The organism is Psychromarinibacter sediminicola (assembly GCF_029168335.1).
Classification (GTDB): Bacteria; Pseudomonadota; Alphaproteobacteria; order Rhodobacterales; family Rhodobacteraceae; genus Psychromarinibacter; species Psychromarinibacter sediminicola.
Genome location: NZ_JARGYC010000005.1, coordinates 1 through 16,269, shown reverse-complemented (window position 1 = coordinate 16,269; position 16,269 = coordinate 1). Strand labels below are relative to the sequence as shown.

The 16,269-nt window shown below is 67.7% G+C and carries 16 protein-coding genes; 3 read left to right on the top strand and 13 right to left on the bottom strand.

The window, feature by feature from the left end; all coding sequences use genetic code 11:
* Nucleotides 1-7: 7 nt before the first annotated feature.
* The 7 genes from P1J78_RS02980 to P1J78_RS02950 all read right to left on the bottom strand — a co-directional run bounded on the left by P1J78_RS02980 (nucleotide 8) and on the right by P1J78_RS02950 (nucleotide 7,443).
* Nucleotides 8-328, bottom strand: coding sequence for a hypothetical protein (locus P1J78_RS02980; protein WP_275565838.1), 321 nt, complete (start codon nucleotides 326-328; stop codon nucleotides 8-10).
* 61 nt (nucleotides 329-389) lie between these two features.
* Nucleotides 390-1,703, bottom strand: coding sequence for a TRAP transporter large permease (locus P1J78_RS02975; protein WP_275565837.1), 1,314 nt, complete (start codon nucleotides 1,701-1,703; stop codon nucleotides 390-392).
* 6 nt (nucleotides 1,704-1,709) lie between these two features.
* Nucleotides 1,710-2,243 carry a TRAP transporter small permease gene (locus tag P1J78_RS02970; RefSeq protein ID WP_275565836.1) on the bottom strand — a complete coding sequence of 178 codons (534 nt, stop codon included), beginning with the start codon at nucleotides 2,241-2,243 and terminating at the stop codon, nucleotides 1,710-1,712.
* Between the two features lie 82 nt (nucleotides 2,244-2,325).
* Entirely contained in the window at nucleotides 2,326-3,303 is a 978-nt protein-coding gene (locus P1J78_RS02965) for a TRAP transporter substrate-binding protein (protein ID WP_275565835.1), read from the bottom strand.
* Nucleotides 3,300-4,607 carry an NAD(P)/FAD-dependent oxidoreductase gene (locus P1J78_RS02960; protein WP_275565834.1) on the bottom strand — a complete coding sequence of 436 codons (1,308 nt, stop codon included), beginning with the start codon at nucleotides 4,605-4,607 and terminating at the stop codon, nucleotides 3,300-3,302. The genes P1J78_RS02965 and P1J78_RS02960 overlap by 4 nt, the downstream gene beginning before the upstream one ends.
* Nucleotides 4,604-5,746: an enolase C-terminal domain-like protein gene (locus tag P1J78_RS02955; RefSeq protein WP_275565833.1), complete on the bottom strand. Its 1,143-nt coding sequence runs from the start codon at nucleotides 5,744-5,746 to the stop codon at nucleotides 4,604-4,606. The genes P1J78_RS02960 and P1J78_RS02955 overlap by 4 nt, the downstream gene beginning before the upstream one ends.
* Complete coding sequence (locus P1J78_RS02950; protein ID WP_275565832.1) at nucleotides 5,743-7,443, bottom strand: thiamine pyrophosphate-binding protein; 1,701 nt, start codon at nucleotides 7,441-7,443, stop codon at nucleotides 5,743-5,745. The genes P1J78_RS02955 and P1J78_RS02950 overlap by 4 nt, the downstream gene beginning before the upstream one ends.
* A gap of 112 nt (nucleotides 7,444-7,555) precedes the next feature.
* Between P1J78_RS02950 and P1J78_RS02945 the strand changes: the two genes are divergently transcribed.
* A complete protein-coding gene (locus P1J78_RS02945; RefSeq protein ID WP_275565831.1) occupies nucleotides 7,556-8,254 on the top strand; it encodes a GntR family transcriptional regulator in 699 nt (232 codons plus the stop codon).
* Nucleotides 8,255-8,258: 4 nt separating this feature from the next.
* Nucleotides 8,259-8,975, top strand: coding sequence for an aspartate/glutamate racemase family protein (locus P1J78_RS02940; RefSeq protein ID WP_275565830.1), 717 nt, complete (start codon nucleotides 8,259-8,261; stop codon nucleotides 8,973-8,975).
* A 9-nt stretch (nucleotides 8,976-8,984) separates the two neighbouring features.
* On the opposite strand, the gene P1J78_RS02935 is transcribed toward P1J78_RS02940, so the two are convergent.
* The 6 genes from P1J78_RS02935 to P1J78_RS02910 form a co-directional block, all read right to left on the bottom strand.
* Nucleotides 8,985-10,562: a gamma-glutamyltransferase family protein gene (locus tag P1J78_RS02935; RefSeq protein WP_275565829.1), complete on the bottom strand. Its 1,578-nt coding sequence runs from the start codon at nucleotides 10,560-10,562 to the stop codon at nucleotides 8,985-8,987.
* A 13-nt stretch (nucleotides 10,563-10,575) separates the two neighbouring features.
* Entirely contained in the window at nucleotides 10,576-11,748 is a 1,173-nt protein-coding gene (locus P1J78_RS02930) for a M24 family metallopeptidase (RefSeq protein WP_275565828.1), read from the bottom strand.
* Between the two features lie 69 nt (nucleotides 11,749-11,817).
* Nucleotides 11,818-13,338, bottom strand: coding sequence for an AMP-binding protein (locus tag P1J78_RS02925; RefSeq protein WP_275565827.1), 1,521 nt, complete (start codon nucleotides 13,336-13,338; stop codon nucleotides 11,818-11,820).
* Nucleotides 13,339-13,360: 22 nt separating this feature from the next.
* The gene (locus P1J78_RS02920) at nucleotides 13,361-14,125 is read right to left on the bottom strand and encodes an enoyl-CoA hydratase/isomerase family protein (RefSeq protein ID WP_275565826.1); all 765 of its coding nucleotides are present in this window, start codon (nucleotides 14,123-14,125) and stop codon (nucleotides 13,361-13,363) included.
* Between the two features lie 29 nt (nucleotides 14,126-14,154).
* Nucleotides 14,155-14,304 carry a hypothetical protein gene (locus P1J78_RS02915; protein WP_275565825.1) on the bottom strand — a complete coding sequence of 50 codons (150 nt, stop codon included), beginning with the start codon at nucleotides 14,302-14,304 and terminating at the stop codon, nucleotides 14,155-14,157.
* A gap of 378 nt (nucleotides 14,305-14,682) precedes the next feature.
* On the bottom strand, nucleotides 14,683-15,573 hold the full coding sequence (locus P1J78_RS02910; protein WP_275565824.1) for a hydrogen peroxide-inducible genes activator: 891 nt from the start codon (nucleotides 15,571-15,573) through the stop codon (nucleotides 14,683-14,685).
* A gap of 118 nt (nucleotides 15,574-15,691) precedes the next feature.
* On the opposite strand from P1J78_RS02910, the gene P1J78_RS02905 reads away from it, so the two are divergent.
* Nucleotides 15,692-16,269 (top strand): sodium-dependent bicarbonate transport family permease (locus P1J78_RS02905; protein ID WP_275565823.1); only part of this gene is annotated, 578 nt, incomplete at its 3' end.

The following is a 16,269-nucleotide window of genomic DNA, read 5'->3' as shown; positions in this document are numbered from 1 at the left end:
TGCGCGATTACGAGTCATCCTCGACCGGCATCACGCGATTCTCGAACCCGTGAGCGCCGTGTTCCATAAACCCGGGCAGCACGCGGTACCTTTCGGCCGGGTATTTCGTGGCCGTCACCGGGATCAACGTGACCATCATCACCGACCGCACATCGCCCGACATCCTCGCGACGCGGATCCGCGTCGGGTGACCGACCCACTGTGACCTCACGCCCAGCGCGACCGTCCGCACTGGAACCAGCGCTGGCACGAGCAGGCCCGGCAGCGGCGACGCCGTCAGCCCGCACCCCATGCCGAGGTTGATCTGCACGACGGCGGCGGCGAACACGATCGCCAGCCCCCGTCACGCGCCACGGCGGTTCCAGGTGATGCGCGGAACCGACCGCCTGCTATCCTGACGGCCGCGACCGGATGTTGTCGGGCAACCACGTCGCCAGGTCCGGGAACAGGATCAGGATGAAGACCATCACGACCATCATCAGGAACATCGGGATGGCCGCGCGCGCGATGAAGTTCATCTCGTGGCCGGTCATCCCTTGCAGCACGAAAAGGTTGAACCCGATGGGCGGCGTGATCTGCGCCATCTCGACCACGACGACGATGAAGATGCCGAACCAGATCATGTCGATACCGGCCTCGCGGACCATGGGTTCCACCACGGCCATGGTCAGCACCACGGACGAGATCCCGTCGAGGAACATGCCGAGAACGATGTAGAAGACGAGCAGGACCATCAGCAGCTCGAAGCGCGACAGATCCCATTGCGCGATCAGGTCGGCCAGCCCGCGCGGCAGTCCGGTAAACCCCATCGAGAGCGACAGGAACGCGGCACCGGCGAGAATGAGCGCGATCATCGCCGAGGTGCGCGTGGCCCCCAGCAAGCTTTCGGTGAAGCTCTTCCACGTCAGCGATCCCTGCGTCGCCGCAAGGATCAGCCCGCCGATCACACCGAAGGCCGCGGCCTCGGTCGCGGTCGCAAAGCCGAGATACATCGAGCCGATCACCACGAGGATCAGACAGATCACCGGGATGAGGAAGCGCGAGTTCTTGATCTTGGTTACGAGATTCATGCGATCGTCGCGGCGCGGGTTCCAGTCGCGCGAGAGCGTCGCGCGGATCGCCACATAGGCCATGAAGAACAGCGCCAGCACCAGCCCCGGCAGGACGCCGGCGAAAAAGAGCTTCGAGATGCTCTCGTTGATCGTCACGCCATAAACGATCAGCGTCAGCGACGGCGGAATCATCAACCCGAGTGTGGCCGCGCCCGCCAGCGTGCCGATGACCATCCGCTCGGGATAGTTGCGCGCGCGCAGTTCGGGAATGGACATCTTGCCCACGGTGGTCAGCGTGGCGGCCGAAGAGCCGGAGACGGCCGCGAAGACGGTGCAACCGACAATGTTGGTGTGCACCAGCCCGCCGGGCAGCCCGGCCATCCAGGGCGACAGCCCGCGGAACATGTCCTCGGACAATCGCGTGCGGTAAAGGATTTCCCCCATCCAGATGAACAGCGGCAGCGCCGTGAGGGTCCAGGAGGACGAGGCGGTCCAGATCGTGGTGAGCATCGCGTCGCCGACGGGGCGGGTGGTGAACAATTCCATACCCACCCAGGCCACCCCCATGAGCGCGAGCCCGACCCAGACACCGCTGCCCAGCAGCGTGAAGAGGACGAACAGGAAAAGGATGATGATCGAGACGTTCTCCACGGCGTATCACTCCCCGAAGCTCTGGTCGACGAGGTCGCGCCTGAGGCGGTGATCGCCGGTTACGATCAGATGGACCAGGTGATCGGTCAGCGCGATTGCCAGGATCACGGCGCCGGCCAGCATCACGCTTTGCGGAATCCACAGTGGCGTCGCATCCTGGCCCTGGCTGACGTCGCCGAATTTCCACGACCAGTAGACGAAGCGCTGGCCGAACCAGGCGAAATACCACATGATCGCCGACCCGATGCCAAAGCACCATATCTCAAGCCACCAGCGCACCCTTTTCGGCACCGAGTTCAGCAAGATCGACACCCGGATATGCGAGCCATGGTTGAGCGCGTAGGCGAAGGCAAGGAAGCTGGCCGCCGCCATGGCGTAGCCCGCGTAGTCCGTCGCGCCGATGAAGACCATGCCCGTCCAGCGCGCGAGCATCTGGAGAACGATCAGACCGAGGATAGAGACCAGGCAAAGGGCCGCAACGACGCCGGCCGCCTTGTAGATCGCGTCGAGTATGGTGCGCACCCCGCGGAACAGTTCCAAGGCAGGCCTCCTGTCAATATGCGATTGTCCGGTGGATGAAGATCCGGACGCCGCCGCGCGGCGGCGCCCGGAGGGCAGTCTGCTACTGCATCTCGCGGAACCGCTCGACGATCGCCTGTCCCTGCTCGCCGGCCTGTTCCAGCCATTCTTCGGTCATCGTCACGCCGATGTCCTTGAGCTCCGCCTTCATCGTATCGCTGGCGGGCTCGACGGTCATGCCGTTTGCGGCCAGCCCGTTGAGCGTGAACTGCGTGTATTCCTTGGCCCGCCAGGTGCCCGCGTATTCGGCGAGCCCCGCGCAGCCCAGGATCACGTTTTGATTGGCCTCGGAGGTGCTTTCCCAGGCGTCCGCATTGACGAAGACGTAGTTGCGCGGCAGCCAGGCATCGACCTCGTAGAAGTAGTTGAGGCTCTCCCAGACCTTGCGGTCATAGCCCGTGGCGCCCGAAGAGATCATGGAGTCGGCCACGCCGGTGGCGAAGGCCTGGCTGATCTCGGCCGCCTCGATCTGCACCGGCAGCATGCCCGTCAGCTCGGCCAGGCGGGCCGTGGCATTGTTGTAGGAGCGGAACTTGACCCCCTCCATGTCCGCGACCGATTCCTTGGCCTCCTTGAAGTAAAGGCCCTGCGGCGGCCACGGGACCGAGTACAGAAGCTTGAGGTTCTGCTCGGCGAGGATGTCCTCCATCGTGGGCTTGGCGGCCTCCCACAGGTCGTCGGCCTGGTCGAACGATGTGGCCAAAAACGGAATGGAGTCGACACCGAAGATCGGGTTCTCGTTCTGGTGCGCCGAAAGGAGCCGTTCCCCGATCGGAACCTGACCGGTCTGCACCGCGCGCTTGATATCGTTGCCCGCGAACAGCGAGCCGGAGGGGTGGGTCTTGATCTCGATCTCGCCGCCGGTGCCGGTCGTGACGCATTCGGCGAATTCCGCGCCGGTCACCGAATGGAAATTGGATCCCGAATAGGCCATCGGCATATCCCAGGTCTCGGCGATGGACGGGGCGGCCCCGGCGACCGTGAGCGCCGTGGCGGCCATAAGGCAGTTGAACCTTTTCATGTTGGATCTCCCTGTTTCTGGTTGGTTGTGCCTTGCGGCTGTCGAACCCCGGCTTCGGAAAACCGTGCCGGGGAATACGGTGTCAGGTCAATATTGGGTTGGTGTCCGACGATCATTTGTACCAGCAGACGCCCGGTTTTTGGGCCGCTCGTGAGGCCGATATGATGATGACCGAAGCCGAGATAGGCGCCCCGCAGCCCGGGCGCCTCGCCGATCACCGGAATCGAGTCGGCCGGCGCGGGTCGATGCCCCATCCATTCGCGCGTATCGCGCCAGGTCATGCCCGGGAAGACCGCGCGCGCATTGCGCTTCAGCAGCTCCGCGGGCCCCTTGGAGGCAGGGGCGTCGAGGCCACCGAACTCGACCACCCCGGCCAGCCGCAGGCGTCCGTCCATCGGCGTGGCCACGAACTTGCCCGATGCCACCATGACAGGCGCGCGCGGCATCACGCTGGGCTCCACGAACTCGACGTGATAGCCGCGCTCGCTTTCGAGCGGCACGTTGACGCCCAGCGCCCGCGCAAGCCGTCCCGACCAGGCGCCGGTGCAAAGCGCGATGGCGTCGCAGGCCAGCGTCTCGCCGCCCGCGCGCACGCCGGTCACCCGATCGGCATCGCGGACAATATCGGTAACTTCGGCCTGCAGAACCCGCGCCCCCTGCGCCTCGGCGTGCGACGCCAGGTCCTTGACGTAGCGGCCCGGATCGGTGATCCGACCATGCCCCGGCAGGCGGACCGCGAAGTCCAGCCCCTCGGCGAAGGCCGGATCGTAGTCGTGGAACGCGGCGCCCTCCAACTCCTCCCAGTCGAAACCGTGCGCACGGCGGATGTCCCATCCCAGCGCGTCGCCCTCGAAATGCACGCGGTCGTTGTAGACGAAGAGGTAGTCGCAGGGCGTGATCCAGCGCGCGGCCGGGGTGCCGTCAGCCATCGCCTGGTGATCGGCCAGGCTGTCCGACGTGATCGGGGCGAGCGCCTGCGCAATTCGGCGGGTGTCGGCGGCGTTGGCATGGCTCATGTAGCGACGCAGCCAGGGCAGCATCCGCGGCATGTAGCTCCACCGCACGAAGAGCGGCTGATTTGGGTCGAACAGCATCCGCGGCGCCTTGCGCATCAGCCCGGGCACCGTGACGGGAACGACCGAACAGGCCGCCAGCACCCCGCCGTTGCCAAAGCTCGCCCCTTCGCCGGGACCGGTGCGATCGATCAGGGTAACGTCCAGGCCCTCGCGCTGCAGAGAGAGCGCCGTGGAGACCCCCACGATCCCCGCGCCGATTACGATCACATGCCGGGGTCGCGTCGTCATGCCATCTCCCTCGCCGGGCTCCGCCGGGCAAATCTCTCGAGCGCATCCGGCGCGGGCACAACGCCCAGCCCCGGCCCGTCCGGCACGACGACGGCGCCGTCGCTGACCGGGAAGGGCGTCTCGAGGATGTCCTCCTGCAGGTAGTAGCGCGCCTGATAGAACTCGCAGCCGAGCTTGATTGCAGGGGTCGCCGCGATCATCTGTGCGCCGGCCATGTGGGCAAGGCCCGTCTCGAACATGTCGCCGCCATAGGCCGTCAGGCCGGCCGCTGCCGCGATCTCGGCCACGCGCTGCGCACGTCGAAGCCCGCCGGCCTTCATGATCTTGACCGCAACGCCGTCGCAGATCCCCTCGGAGGCGGCGCGCAGCATGTCCTCGGGGCCGAACACGCTTTCATCCGCGAGCAGCGGCACCTCGACCGCATGCCGGAGGCGGGCCATCAGCGCATATTGGTCCGCGCGCACCGGCTGTTCGATGAAATCGGGGGCAAGGCGCGCGACGTCGCGCAGCCGTGCCTCGGCATCCTCCGGACCCAGGCCCTGGTTGTAGTCGACCCGCACGCACAGATCGGGGTGATCGCTGCGCAGCCGCTCCAGTCGCATCATGTCGAAGCGGTGGTCTTTCACCCCGGTCTTGAGCTTGACGATGTTGACGCCATCCGCGCGCAGACGGTCGACCAGCCGCAGATCGGCATCGAAATCCGGATCGGCCAGCGAGCACGACAGAGGGATGGTGTCGCGGCACTTGCCGCCCAGAAGCGCCCAGACCGGCACGCCGACAATGCGCCCGCAAAGATCGAGCAACGCGGTTTCCAAAGCCGCCTTGGCCTCTGTGCAATGCGCGACCGCGCGCTCGGCATCGGCCATGAACCGGCCGATATGGCCGGCCGGCTGACCGAGAACAAGCGGGCGCAGGTAGCGATCGAGCGCGGCATAACTTGCCTCGGGCGAGCCAGTGAAGACGGCCCAGGCGGCGGCCTCTCCGAACCCCTCTGCGCCTCCTTCCGACGTCAGCCGCAGAACGATGGTCTCGCAGACGTCGGCGACCGTCCCCACGCCATGATCGCGCCGCGATACGACCGGCACCTCCAGATGCCACAGGTCGAACCCGGTGATCGGCTGGTTCAACTCGCCGGTCATGCAACCCACTCGGAGACCGGCGCCGCGGCCTCGTGCAGCGGCTGCGAGATCACGTCCACCAGCGCGGGGCCGTCGCAGGCCAGCCACTCGCCGATGACACGAGGCAATTCGGCGGGATCCTCCACCGTCCAGGCTCGCAGGCCGAAGGCCCGGGCCACGGCCGCGTGATCGGTCCGGTCGAAGTCGACGTTGTAATAGCGCCGGCCGAAGCCGCTGTGCTGCCCCGCCTTGATCCAGCCATAGGTCGCGTTCGAAAAGACCAGCGCCTTGACCGGGATGCCGTAGCGCACCAGCGTCTCCATTTCGCCGCAGCAAAACCCGAAAGAGCCGTCGCCCATCAGTGCCAGCGCGGGCGCCTCCGGGCGCCCGACCTGTGCGCCCATGGCGGCGGCAAGCGCGTATCCCAGCGCGCCGTGGGCGCGGTTGCTGATGAAATGCCGCCCGGCCTTCGGCAGCCGGTAATGGGCAGAGACATACGGGCACGGCGTGCCCGGATCCGCCACGATCGTGGCGTCGGGCGGCAGGGCGTCCATCAGCGCGGCGATCACGGCCTCGGGCCGGATCGGTCGCGCATCGCTCGCGGCCAGCGGGTCGAAATCCGCCAGCTTGGCCCGCCACGCGGCCTCGGCGCGGGCGCGGCCGCGCTGGCCGGGCAGATCATCGCGGCTGGACAGTTCCTCTGCCAAAACCTCCAGCGCCAGCCGCGCATCGGCGCAGACGGGCGCCTCGGTGGCGTAATTCGCGCCGATCACCATCGGGTCGCTGTCGATATGGATGACGCGCCGCCCTTGCGGCGGCGAGCGCCAGCGCTCGGTCGTCACCGAACCCGCGCGGCAGCCGATGAAGAGTACCACGTCCGCCTCGTCCACCACCGCCCGCGTCGCCGGCACGCCGCCGTTCGAGCCCACGACCCCCACCGCCTGCAGGTCGGTTTCCGCAATGGCGCCCTGCCCCGAGACGGTGGTCGCCACCGGCAGATCCAACAGCGAGGCGATCCGCGCAAGCGGGTCCTCGGCCCCCGCGATCACCGGCCCGCCTCCGCAGATCGCCACGGCGGCTGTCGCCCCGGCCAGCACGTCCGCCGCGGCGCGGATGGCGGCGGGATCGGGCGCGGTGCGGTTGGCCGGGAACCGGCCGTGGTTCGGCTCGGCCCAGATTTCGGACTGGGCCACCTCGCCTTTCTGGGTATCGAACGGCAAGGCCAGATGCGCCGCACCGGGCCGGCCGGTCGTCATCGCGCGGAACGCCGCGCGGATTTGCGCGGGCAGCCGCGCCGCGTTGTCCAGCACCGCGTTCCACTTGGTGACCGGGCGAAAGAGCGCGTCCTGGTCGAGCTCGGTCAGCGGGTAGCGCCCGGCGGCTGTGGTCGCCACGTCGGTCGTGAGCGCAAGCACGGGCACCGAACTTTCGTTTGCCTCCACGAGCCCCGGCAGGATGTAGGTCGCTCCGCCGCCCGACGGCCCCTCGCAGATACCCGGTTTGCCGGTGACGCGCGCGTATCCGTCGGCCATGTAGGCGGCGTGGCGTTCGTCCCGCGTCAGGAAATGGGTCATGCCGTGATCGAGCCGCGCCAGCGCATCGTAGAGCGGCAGCGTGGTATCGCCGCAGAGCCCGAAGATATGCCGGACGCCATGCGCCTGCAGCATCTGGACCGTCGCTTCGGCCCCCGTCAGATGGTTGACCGTGGACTTGTTCATCGCTCATCCTCCACGATAGGATATCTGTGCGCAGGGCTGTATACAGGTCTGTATGCTGGAAGATGGCCCTGTATGCTGTCAATGGTGTTTCCCGGTCGTTAAGGGGCGTGGCATGAGTGAAGGTCGAGTCGAATTCCTGTATCAAACCCTCAAGGCGCGTGCGGTCGGGTTCGAATTCCGCCCCGGCGAGCGGATCAACGAGGGGATGGTCGCGAAGGAACTCAACGCAAGCCGCACGCCGCTGCGCGAGGCGATGAACCGGCTGGTCGCCGAACAGCTCGTCGAGTTCCGGAGCGGTCAGGGCTTTTTCTGCCGCGCGCTCGATCCGACATCCATCTTCGAACTCTACGAGATGCGTATGATCATCGAAACGGCCGCTGCCCGACGCGCCTGCCAGCGCGCGACGACTTCGGATATCGCCGCGCTGCGCGACCAGCTGGAAGCCGACGGGCTGACCACGGCCGGCCTGACCATTCGCGAAGTGGTGACCCGGGACGAAGCGTTTCATCTGGGCATTGCACGGCTCGTCGGAAATTCGGAAGTCGTCCGGCATCTCGACCGCATAAACGAGCGCATACGGTTCATCCGCTGGGTCGATATGGGCCGGCGCGTGCGCACCACGAAAGGCGAGCATCTGAAGATCATGGAGGCGCTGGAAGCCCGCGATAGCGAACGTGCAGCGGCAGTGTTGAAGACGCATGTGATGCGCCGCATGGACGAAATCGTGGCCGCGGTGCGCGAAGGCTATTCCAACATTTTCATGGCCGACCCCGAGGAACTGTTCGACCGGCTCGTGCCGGACGGGGATTAACCAGATGCGGGTGAGCGGCGGAAAATCGGTCTACGGGGCTGCAGTCGGCATCCTGATGCTTGACGCCCGCTTCCCGCGTATTCCCGGCGACATGGGCAACGCGCTCACCTGGCCCTTTCCCGTGCACTACCGTGTGGTGCGCACGGCGTCGCCCGACCGCGTGGTAAGGCGCGGGGCGGAGGGATTGGTCGACGCCTTCGTCGATGCGGGCCGCGAGCTGGTGGCCGACGGGGTGGATGGGATCACGACGAATTGCGGATTCCTGTCGCTCTTTCAGAAGAGGCTCGCCGCCGAACTGGGCGTACCGGTCGCGGCGTCTTCGCTGATGCAGGTCGCGATGGTGGACCGGCTGCTGCCGCCGGGGCGGCGCACCGGCATCCTGACGATCTCGGGATCGACCCTGACGCCTGCCCACCTGGAGGCGGCCGGCGTGCCGGAGGGCGCGCCCATCGGCTCCACCGAGGGCGGCCGGGAATTCACCCGTGTGATCCTCGACAACGAACCGGAGCTCGACGTCGAGGCCGCCCGCGCCGACAACGTCGAGGCCGCCCAGGCGCTCCAGGCGGTCCACCCGGACCTGGGCGCGCTGGTGCTCGAATGCACCAACATGATGCCCTATGCCGCCGACATCGCCGCGGCGACGGGGATTCCGGTCTTCACCATGGAAAGTTTCGTCAGCTGGTTCCAGTCCGGCCTCGTGCCGCGGCGCTACCCGCTCTGAGGCCGCCTCTCAGCCCACGACCGCATAGCACGACCGGCGCGGATCGGCGCCGCCCATCAAAAGCCCGTCCGGCTGGCGCGATATGACATTGGCACCTCCCATCAGCCGCGACCACGGGCCGACGCGGGACACCTGCCAGCCCTCGGCCGTCAGCGCGGCGTCCCACGCTTCCGGGCAGCGGTCCTCCAGCAGAACGGTATCGCCGGTGTCATGCCGCAGGCGCGGCCATTCGACCGCCTGCTGAACGTCGAGCCCCTGTTCGTAGTGCCGCCGCAGGATCTGGTAAAGGCTCTGCGGCTGGCCGTGATCGCCGGGGGTGGCCAGCGTCATGGCGAACCCGCCCTCGCGCGTCATGATCGCCGGGCACAGCGTGTGGAACGGGCGCATGCCCCCCTGCGCGCCCCGCATCGGGTCGCCGTCCAGTGTTTCCAGCCGCGCGCGATTGTGCAGCACCAGCCCGTGATCGGGGCAGGTGACGCCGGAGCCGAATTCCTCGAACAGCGACTGCACCCAGGAGACGGCATTGCCGTCGCGGTCCGCGACCACGAGCGTGGCGGTATCGCCGCCGCCCGAGACGGGCGGGCGCCCCTGCATCTCGGCCGCGAGGCGCCGCAGCGCTGCCGGCTCCAGCAGGTCCGCAGGCAGATCAGCACGGGCCGGATCGGCGCACCAGCGGTCGCGGGCGGCAAATGCCGCCTGCTTCTGCGCCAGGTAGGCCAACGGGTCGATCACCGGATCGCCGGAGGCCTGCGCCCCGGCGCCCGGAGCGTCCTCCTCCAGCCGGGCCAGCGCGACCAAGGCGAGGCCCTGGGAATTGGGCGGGGCGGCGTGGAGCGTCATCCCCCGCCATGGCACGCCGAGCGGGGCCTGGAACTCGGTGCGGTGCGCGGCCAGATCCTCGGGCGAGAGCAGCACGCCTCGTTCGCGGGCCCGCGCCAGCCAGCCGTCGGCCAGCGGACCGGAATAGAAGGCCGTCCAGCCCGCCTTGGCGAGATGGCGAAGTGTGCGCGCCGCGCCGGGCTGGCGCAGCACCTGTCCAAGCCGGCACGTCCCCGGCGGAACGAACATCTCGGCGAGTTCGGGGTGGTCGCGGCAGAGCTCCGCGTAGACGGGTCCGTTGAAGAAGGTCGTGCTGGTCGCATCGGCGGGAACGCCCCTTTCGGCGGCGTCGATGGCCGGTTGCAGCACCTCCGCCAGGCTGCGCGTGCCGTGGCGCTCCAGCGCCTCGCCCCATGCGGCGACCACGCCCGGGACGCTCACCGTCAGCGGCCCGGTGGCCGGCAGCGCCGTGTATCCGTCGTCGACCAGCGCCTGAGCGTCGAAGGCGGCCGGAAGGCGTCCCGAGCCGTTGATCGTCTCGACCGTGCCGGAGCTGTCGCACCAGAGCGAGATCGCGTCGCCGCCGATCCCGTTCATGAAGGGCACGGCGATGGCCAGCGTGGCCGCCGCGGCGATCGCGGCATCCATCGCGTTGCCGCCGCTCTGCAGCATCTGCGCGCCGGCATCGGCCGCCAGGTGGTGGCCGGCGACGACCATCCCGCGATGACCGGTCATCACGACGGGCCGGTGTGCCAGTACCGCAGTCATGGGCAGCTCCTGTTCAGGTCTTGATGAAAAGCTCGCGCGGCGAGTCCGCGAAGACCTCCGCTCCGTCCTCGGTGGCGGCGAAGGTTTCCGAGATGACCACGCCGTCGTGGTCCCGCCAGATCGCCGGGATGCAATGGAACGTCATGTTCGGCTCCAGCACCGTGGTGTCGCCCGACCGGATGCTTGCCGTCAGCTCGCCCCAGGTGGGCGGATAGCCGATGCCGACCGGGTAGCCGATGCGGCTGTCCTTTTCGACGCCGTGCTTGCGGCTCACCGTCTGCCACACGGCGGCCAGCTCCTCGCAGGTCACCCCGGCCTTGACCGTGTCGAGAACCGCCTGAAGCCCCTCGGCGATCACCTCCGCCAGGCGCTTCAGCTCGTCGGGCGGCTCGCCCAGGTAAATGCAGCGCGACAGCGGGCTGTGATAGCGGTGCCGAATACCGCCCAGCTCGATATAGAAGATGTCGCCCTCCGCAAGCGGCTCGTCGGTCCAGGACAGGTGCGGGGCCGAGCACATCTCGCCCACCATCGCGTTGGGTGGCTTGCAGGGAAAGGTGCCGCCGAACTCCGGCAGACCGGCGGTGGTCACGCGGTACACCTCGGCCATGACGTCGCATTGGCGCACCCCGGGCGCTGCGGCCTCGAAGGCGGCCTGCTGCGCGGCGGCGGCGATCTGCCCGGCCTGGCGCATGTAGGTCAGTTCCTGCTCGGATTTCACCATGCGGCAGCGGTTGACCAGCAGGAAGGCGTCGCGGATGTCCGCGTCCGGCAGGCGGCGGCGCAGGATGTGGTCCCAGCGCGCGGTGTAGTAGTACTCGTCCGTCTCGACGCCCACCACGCGCCCGCCCAGCCCCATGTCGATCAGCCGTTCGGCCACGAAGTCCATCGGGTGGAGCGCGTCGGATCCGACATACTCGTCCGGATAGGGCACCACGTTCTCCGGGGAAAGATAGGCGGTGAATTTCGCGCCTGCCGCGTCCATCTTGCGGCCGATCCAGACGGGCTCTTCCCGGTCGGCGGCGACGACGACCATCTGCGGCGTGTAGAACGACCAGCCGTCATAGCCGGTCAGCCAGAACTGGTTGGCCGGCGAGGCGACGAGCAGCACGTCGAGACCGCGCGCGTCCATCGCCGCTTTCACGCGCTCCACGCGCGCCTGATACTCGGATTTCTCGAATAGCAGCACTTTGTCCTTCCTCTCGTCAGCCCAACTTCAATTCTTTCGTGGCCCGCCCCATGCCGACGCAGAGCAGCCTCACCGGTCGCCGAGGTCAAACGCGTCCGAAAGGTCGCGGTCCAGGGCCGCCTTCCGGATACGCTGGCTCGGCGTCCGCTCGAAGCCGGCCACCCGTTTCCAGTAGCGCGGCACATGACGGCGCGACAGGGTCTTCCGGCTCCACTCCGCCAGCGCCCGAGGGTCATACGCCACCCCGTCGCGCACCAGAACAAAGCACAGGATATCGTGCTCGCCCACCTCGGACTCCACGCCCACAACCGCCGTCTCGGCAATATCGGGATGCGACGCCAGCGCCGTCTCGACCTCCCAGGCCGAGACGTTCTCTCCGCGCCGGCGCAGCGAATCCGTCTTGCGCCCGGCGAAGTAGAGGTTTCCGGCAGCGTCCTGGCGGCCGAGATCGCCGGTGAAGAGCCGTCCGTCCCGCAAGAGCTCCGCCGTCGCCTCGGCGTTCCCCAGATAGCCCGGCGTCAATAGCCCGGCATACGCCGCGCGCACCACGATTTCGCCCGTCCCCCCAGGGTCGACGGGGCGGTCGGAGCCGTCGCAAATCTCGACCTCAAGCCACGGCACCGTCTGGCCCACCGAGTCCTCAATGCCGTCCACGTTTACCGTGGTGAAGCTCGAGGCCTCGGTCATGCCGTAGACTTCGCGCAGGGGAATGGCGAACCGGTCTTCGAAGGCGCGCTGCACATCGGGCCGCGCGCCGCCGCCGAAGGCAAGCGCGACCGGGTGATCGCGGTCCCCGGGCGAGACCGCGCGTTTGAGCAGGATTTCCAGAATGCCGCCCAGGTAGTGCATCTTCGTCACCCGGTGACGGCGAACATCGTCCCAGAAACGACTGGCGCTGAAGCGTTTCACGAGGACGAGCCGCACCTGCCCGGCGAGCGCCATGGCCAGAAGCTGCGGCCCGCCGATATGGTGCATCGGCTCCCACATCAGGTAGCTGTCGCCGGGCGTGCAGTCGCTGGCATGGGCGCAGCCGGCGGCCGAGGCGACAAGCATCCGTTCGGTCACGATCACGCCTTTCGGCGGCCCGCTGGTGCCCGAGGTGAACAGAATGGCGCGGTGTGCGTCCGGCTCCCCGGGCGCGGTGTCGGTCGTGGCGGTTCCGGGCACAGCGGCGGGCGGCCAGGCCCAGCCATCGCGCTCCTCCAGCGGCCGGTCGGCCGGATAGCCCGCGTCGCGCAGAGCACCCGTGGCAGCGGGCGCGACCAGCGCCAGACCCGGCTTCGCGACCGAGAGCGCGTGCGCCAGCGACGGTCCGCGCGCGTCGGGCGCCAGCGGCACCCACAGCGCCCCGACGAGCGCCACGCCGAGAACCACCGCCACATGCGCCGGGCCCGGCTCGAGCATGGTCAGCACCGGATCGCTCTGCCCGATGCCGCGCGCCCGCAGTGCGGCGGCTTCCGCCCGCGCGGCGCAGGCGACCTCGGCCACCGTAATCTCGCGGTCTTCGTGAACCAGCAGGACACGATCGGGCGCCTGCCGCTCCTGCTCCAGCAGAAGGCCGGCCAGCGTCCGGTCGAAGGGAGGCTGCAATGGACCAGGCAAGGCCGGCATGTCAGTCGCCGCCCCGGTCGAGAAACTTTCGCGTCTCTTGCTGCATCTCTCCGGACTCGAAGGACAAGCGATGATACCGCTTGGCCGCGGCGATCGCATCGTCGAGCCCCGGCTCCAGCACCTCGAAGAAGCGCTGCTTGATCAGCCGCATCGCGATGCTCGGCTTGGCCCCGAGTTCGGCGGCCTTTTCCATCGCGCGCGGCAGAACGCGCTCCTCGGGCACGACCTCGTGCAGCGCGCCAAGCCGTTCGGCCTCTTCTGCCTCCATCAACCGGCCCGAGAGCGTCAGCTCGATCGTCCGCGACAGCCCCAGAACCTCGCGCATGATCCAGGGTCCGGTGATGCTGGCGATGCCGGAGTTTATTTCGGGCTGACCGACGCGCACGCCCGGGTGGCCAATGCGGTAATCGGTGAGCAGGACGAACTGGAAGGCCGAGCCGGCCGCCACGCCGTTGAGCGCGGAGATGACCGGCACCTCCAGCGCGCGCACGGCGCGGTAGAGCGCGGCAAAGCTGTCGATCCACAGCTCCGCCATGTCGGCGCCGTAGGAGTTGATCTCGTTGAGATCCTGCCCGGCGCAAAAGGCGCGGTCGCCGGCGCCGGTAAGCACCACGGCCCGCACGTCCCCGTCGCCAGACGCGCCGTTCAGCTTGTCTATGAGCCGGGCACGCATGTCCCGATCCCAGGCATTCATCCGCCGGGGCCTGTTAAGCGTGAGGCACAGGCAGCCCTCGGAACGGGTCTCCAGAATCGGTTGGTCGTCCATGCCCTTCTGCCTCCGTTTGTTGCATCGATTCACTTCTTAACGCGCCAGCGGCCCGGGTATTGATGTCGGACCAGGCGCGGCCCTGCTTCTTCAAGGCCGGTGTTACTCGTTGACGGGGCGGCGATCATCGGTGCAGCTTCGGAAACGTTGCACATGGCAATCGGCATTTCCACCGGCATGTCGCGGCGGGAGGGCAATGGCACATTTACCTTGCGGCCATCGCCTTGGGCTGACGGAGGAGTTCTGCATGCGGCCCCTCATCTGCTGCAAAGGGTCGGAATGAACCGCGATTCAGGCGATGGCGTCTGGTTTCGGTCAGCAGGTGCAAGGAGCGCGGACGAAATGCCTTCCCCTGCAAATGACTGCCCGGCGGGCACCGCGCCGGCCCCCTGGTGTGCGCGGTGTGGAGCGCGCTGCCACACCGCGGCAGGCGCGCGCTGCAAATGACCGCGCCCAGCCCTTTCTGCCAACACGGACAACATCCGAAATACCGATCTGGCCGGCGCGCATGCCGCGCTCCGAACCCTTCTGCGTCGTGGGTCGCGATCTCCTGCGGCTCAAGCCTTCAGTAGTTCCAAACCAAGAGCCTCGGCGGCGCTGCGCAGGATGGTTACCAGAAGCGTCGCCTGATGCGCGGGCCGCTCTTCCGGGGTCATCAGACTGATCGTGCGATCGGCATCGGCCATTCGGAGTGGCATGACGTGGACTTCGCTGCGGTGAACGCCCTGCCGGCGCGCGAACAGATCGGGAAGGATACCGATTCCAGCGCCCGTCGCGGCCATCAGGATGATCGAGTCGAGGCTGGTGCCTTCGTAGTCGTCCGAGACGAGGGCGCCGCTCGTCCCGGCAATGCCGTACACGATCCGCGCCAGGCGGTGCCCCGTGTCCAGCGTCAGGAGCCGATGCCCCGCAAGATCGGCGGCCCCCACACTCTGGCGATCCGCCAGTTTGTGATCCTGCGCCACTGCGACCCACAGCGGTTCGACGAACAGCGGGTGCTGCAGGCTGTTCGGATGGTCCTCGGGCGTCGAGATGATCGCGTCGAAACGCCCGTTCCTGAGCCCTTCATCCAGGCTCAGGGTGTTCTCCTCGCGCACGATGACACGCAGATCGGGCTGTTCCTTGTGCAGGGTCTTCATCACCTGCGGCAGAAGGTAGGGGCCGATCGAGGGTAGCACGCCCAGCCTGAGGCGCCCGCCGAACGGCAGGTCCGAAAGCATCGTGGCCCGCAGCGCATCGACATCCGACAGGATGCGGCGCGCCCGGGTGACGAACTCCAGCCCGCGCGCGGTGGTGCGGACCCCGGCGCGGCTGCGGTCGAAGAGGCGAATGCCGAGGTCCGCCTCGACCGTCGCCACCTGGTTCGACAGGCTCGGCTGGCTGACGTTCAGCTTTTCCGCGGCCAGGCTGAAGCTGCCCAGCTGGTGAACCGTGACGATATAGTCCATCTGGCGCAGGGTCGGGCGCATGCATTTCCTCAGGCTATGAAACGTCAGCGTTTATTGTATTTAAGCTATGCGCGAAAACCGGGCAACAGGCGCAAAACCTGTTCCGGTGCCCCCCGTCATGCAAATCTTCGAAAGTCTTGTGGGCAACCTGATGGTGCCCACGATCCTGTTCTTCGTCCTTGGCCTGCTGGCCGCCATCGTGCGCAGCGACCTGTCGATCCCCGAAGGCGCCGCCAAGTTCATGTCGCTCTACCTTCTGCTGGCGATCGGCTTCAAGGGCGGGCACAGCCTGGCCGACAACGGCCTGAACGCCAACGTCTTCGCCGCGCTTGGGGCGGGACTGGTCCTGTCCTTCGCGATCCCCTTCATCGCCTATGCGCTGCTGCGGGGCATGACACGGCTGAACGCGCTGAACGCTGCCGCGGTGGCAGGGCATTACGGCTCGATCTCCATCGTGACCTTCGTGGCGGCGTCGAGCCTGCTGGAGCTGACCGGCATCGCCTCCGACGGCTTCATGGTCGCGGTGGCGGCGATGATGGAGGTGCCCGCGATCCTGTCGGCCCTGTGGATCGCGCACCGTTTCGGGCGCGAGGGCGTGGCAGGCAGCGTGCCGATGCGCGAGCTTTTCGCCAACGGCTCCATCGTTCTGCTGACCGGGGCCTTCGTGATCGGCGCCGTGACGCAGGACAAGGGGAT

What these genes read in the sequence shown, in the direction of transcription:
- P1J78_RS02920 (WP_275565826.1), bottom strand. Translation starts at nt 14,125, where the DNA reads ATGGACGACCAACCGATTCTGGAGACCCGTTCCGAGGGCTGCCTGTGC.
- P1J78_RS02915 (WP_275565825.1), bottom strand. Translation starts at nt 14,304, where the DNA reads ATGCCGGTGGAAATGCCGATTGCCATGTGCAACGTTTCCGAAGCTGCA.
- P1J78_RS02950 (WP_275565832.1), bottom strand. Translation starts at nt 7,443, where the DNA reads ATGAACAAGTCCACGGTCAACCATCTGACGGGGGCCGAAGCGACGGTC.
- P1J78_RS02910 (WP_275565824.1), bottom strand. Translation starts at nt 15,573, where the DNA reads ATGGACTATATCGTCACGGTTCACCAGCTGGGCAGCTTCAGCCTGGCC.
- P1J78_RS02955 (WP_275565833.1), bottom strand. Translation starts at nt 5,746, where the DNA reads ATGACCGGCGAGTTGAACCAGCCGATCACCGGGTTCGACCTGTGGCAT.
- P1J78_RS02965 (WP_275565835.1), bottom strand. Translation starts at nt 3,303, where the DNA reads ATGAAAAGGTTCAACTGCCTTATGGCCGCCACGGCGCTCACGGTCGCC.
- P1J78_RS02935 (WP_275565829.1), bottom strand. Translation starts at nt 10,562, where the DNA reads ATGACTGCGGTACTGGCACACCGGCCCGTCGTGATGACCGGTCATCGC.
- P1J78_RS02945 (WP_275565831.1), top strand. Translation starts at nt 7,556, where the DNA reads ATGAGTGAAGGTCGAGTCGAATTCCTGTATCAAACCCTCAAGGCGCGT.
- P1J78_RS02960 (WP_275565834.1), bottom strand. Translation starts at nt 4,607, where the DNA reads ATGACGACGCGACCCCGGCATGTGATCGTAATCGGCGCGGGGATCGTG.
- P1J78_RS02940 (WP_275565830.1), top strand. Translation starts at nt 8,259, where the DNA reads ATGCGGGTGAGCGGCGGAAAATCGGTCTACGGGGCTGCAGTCGGCATC.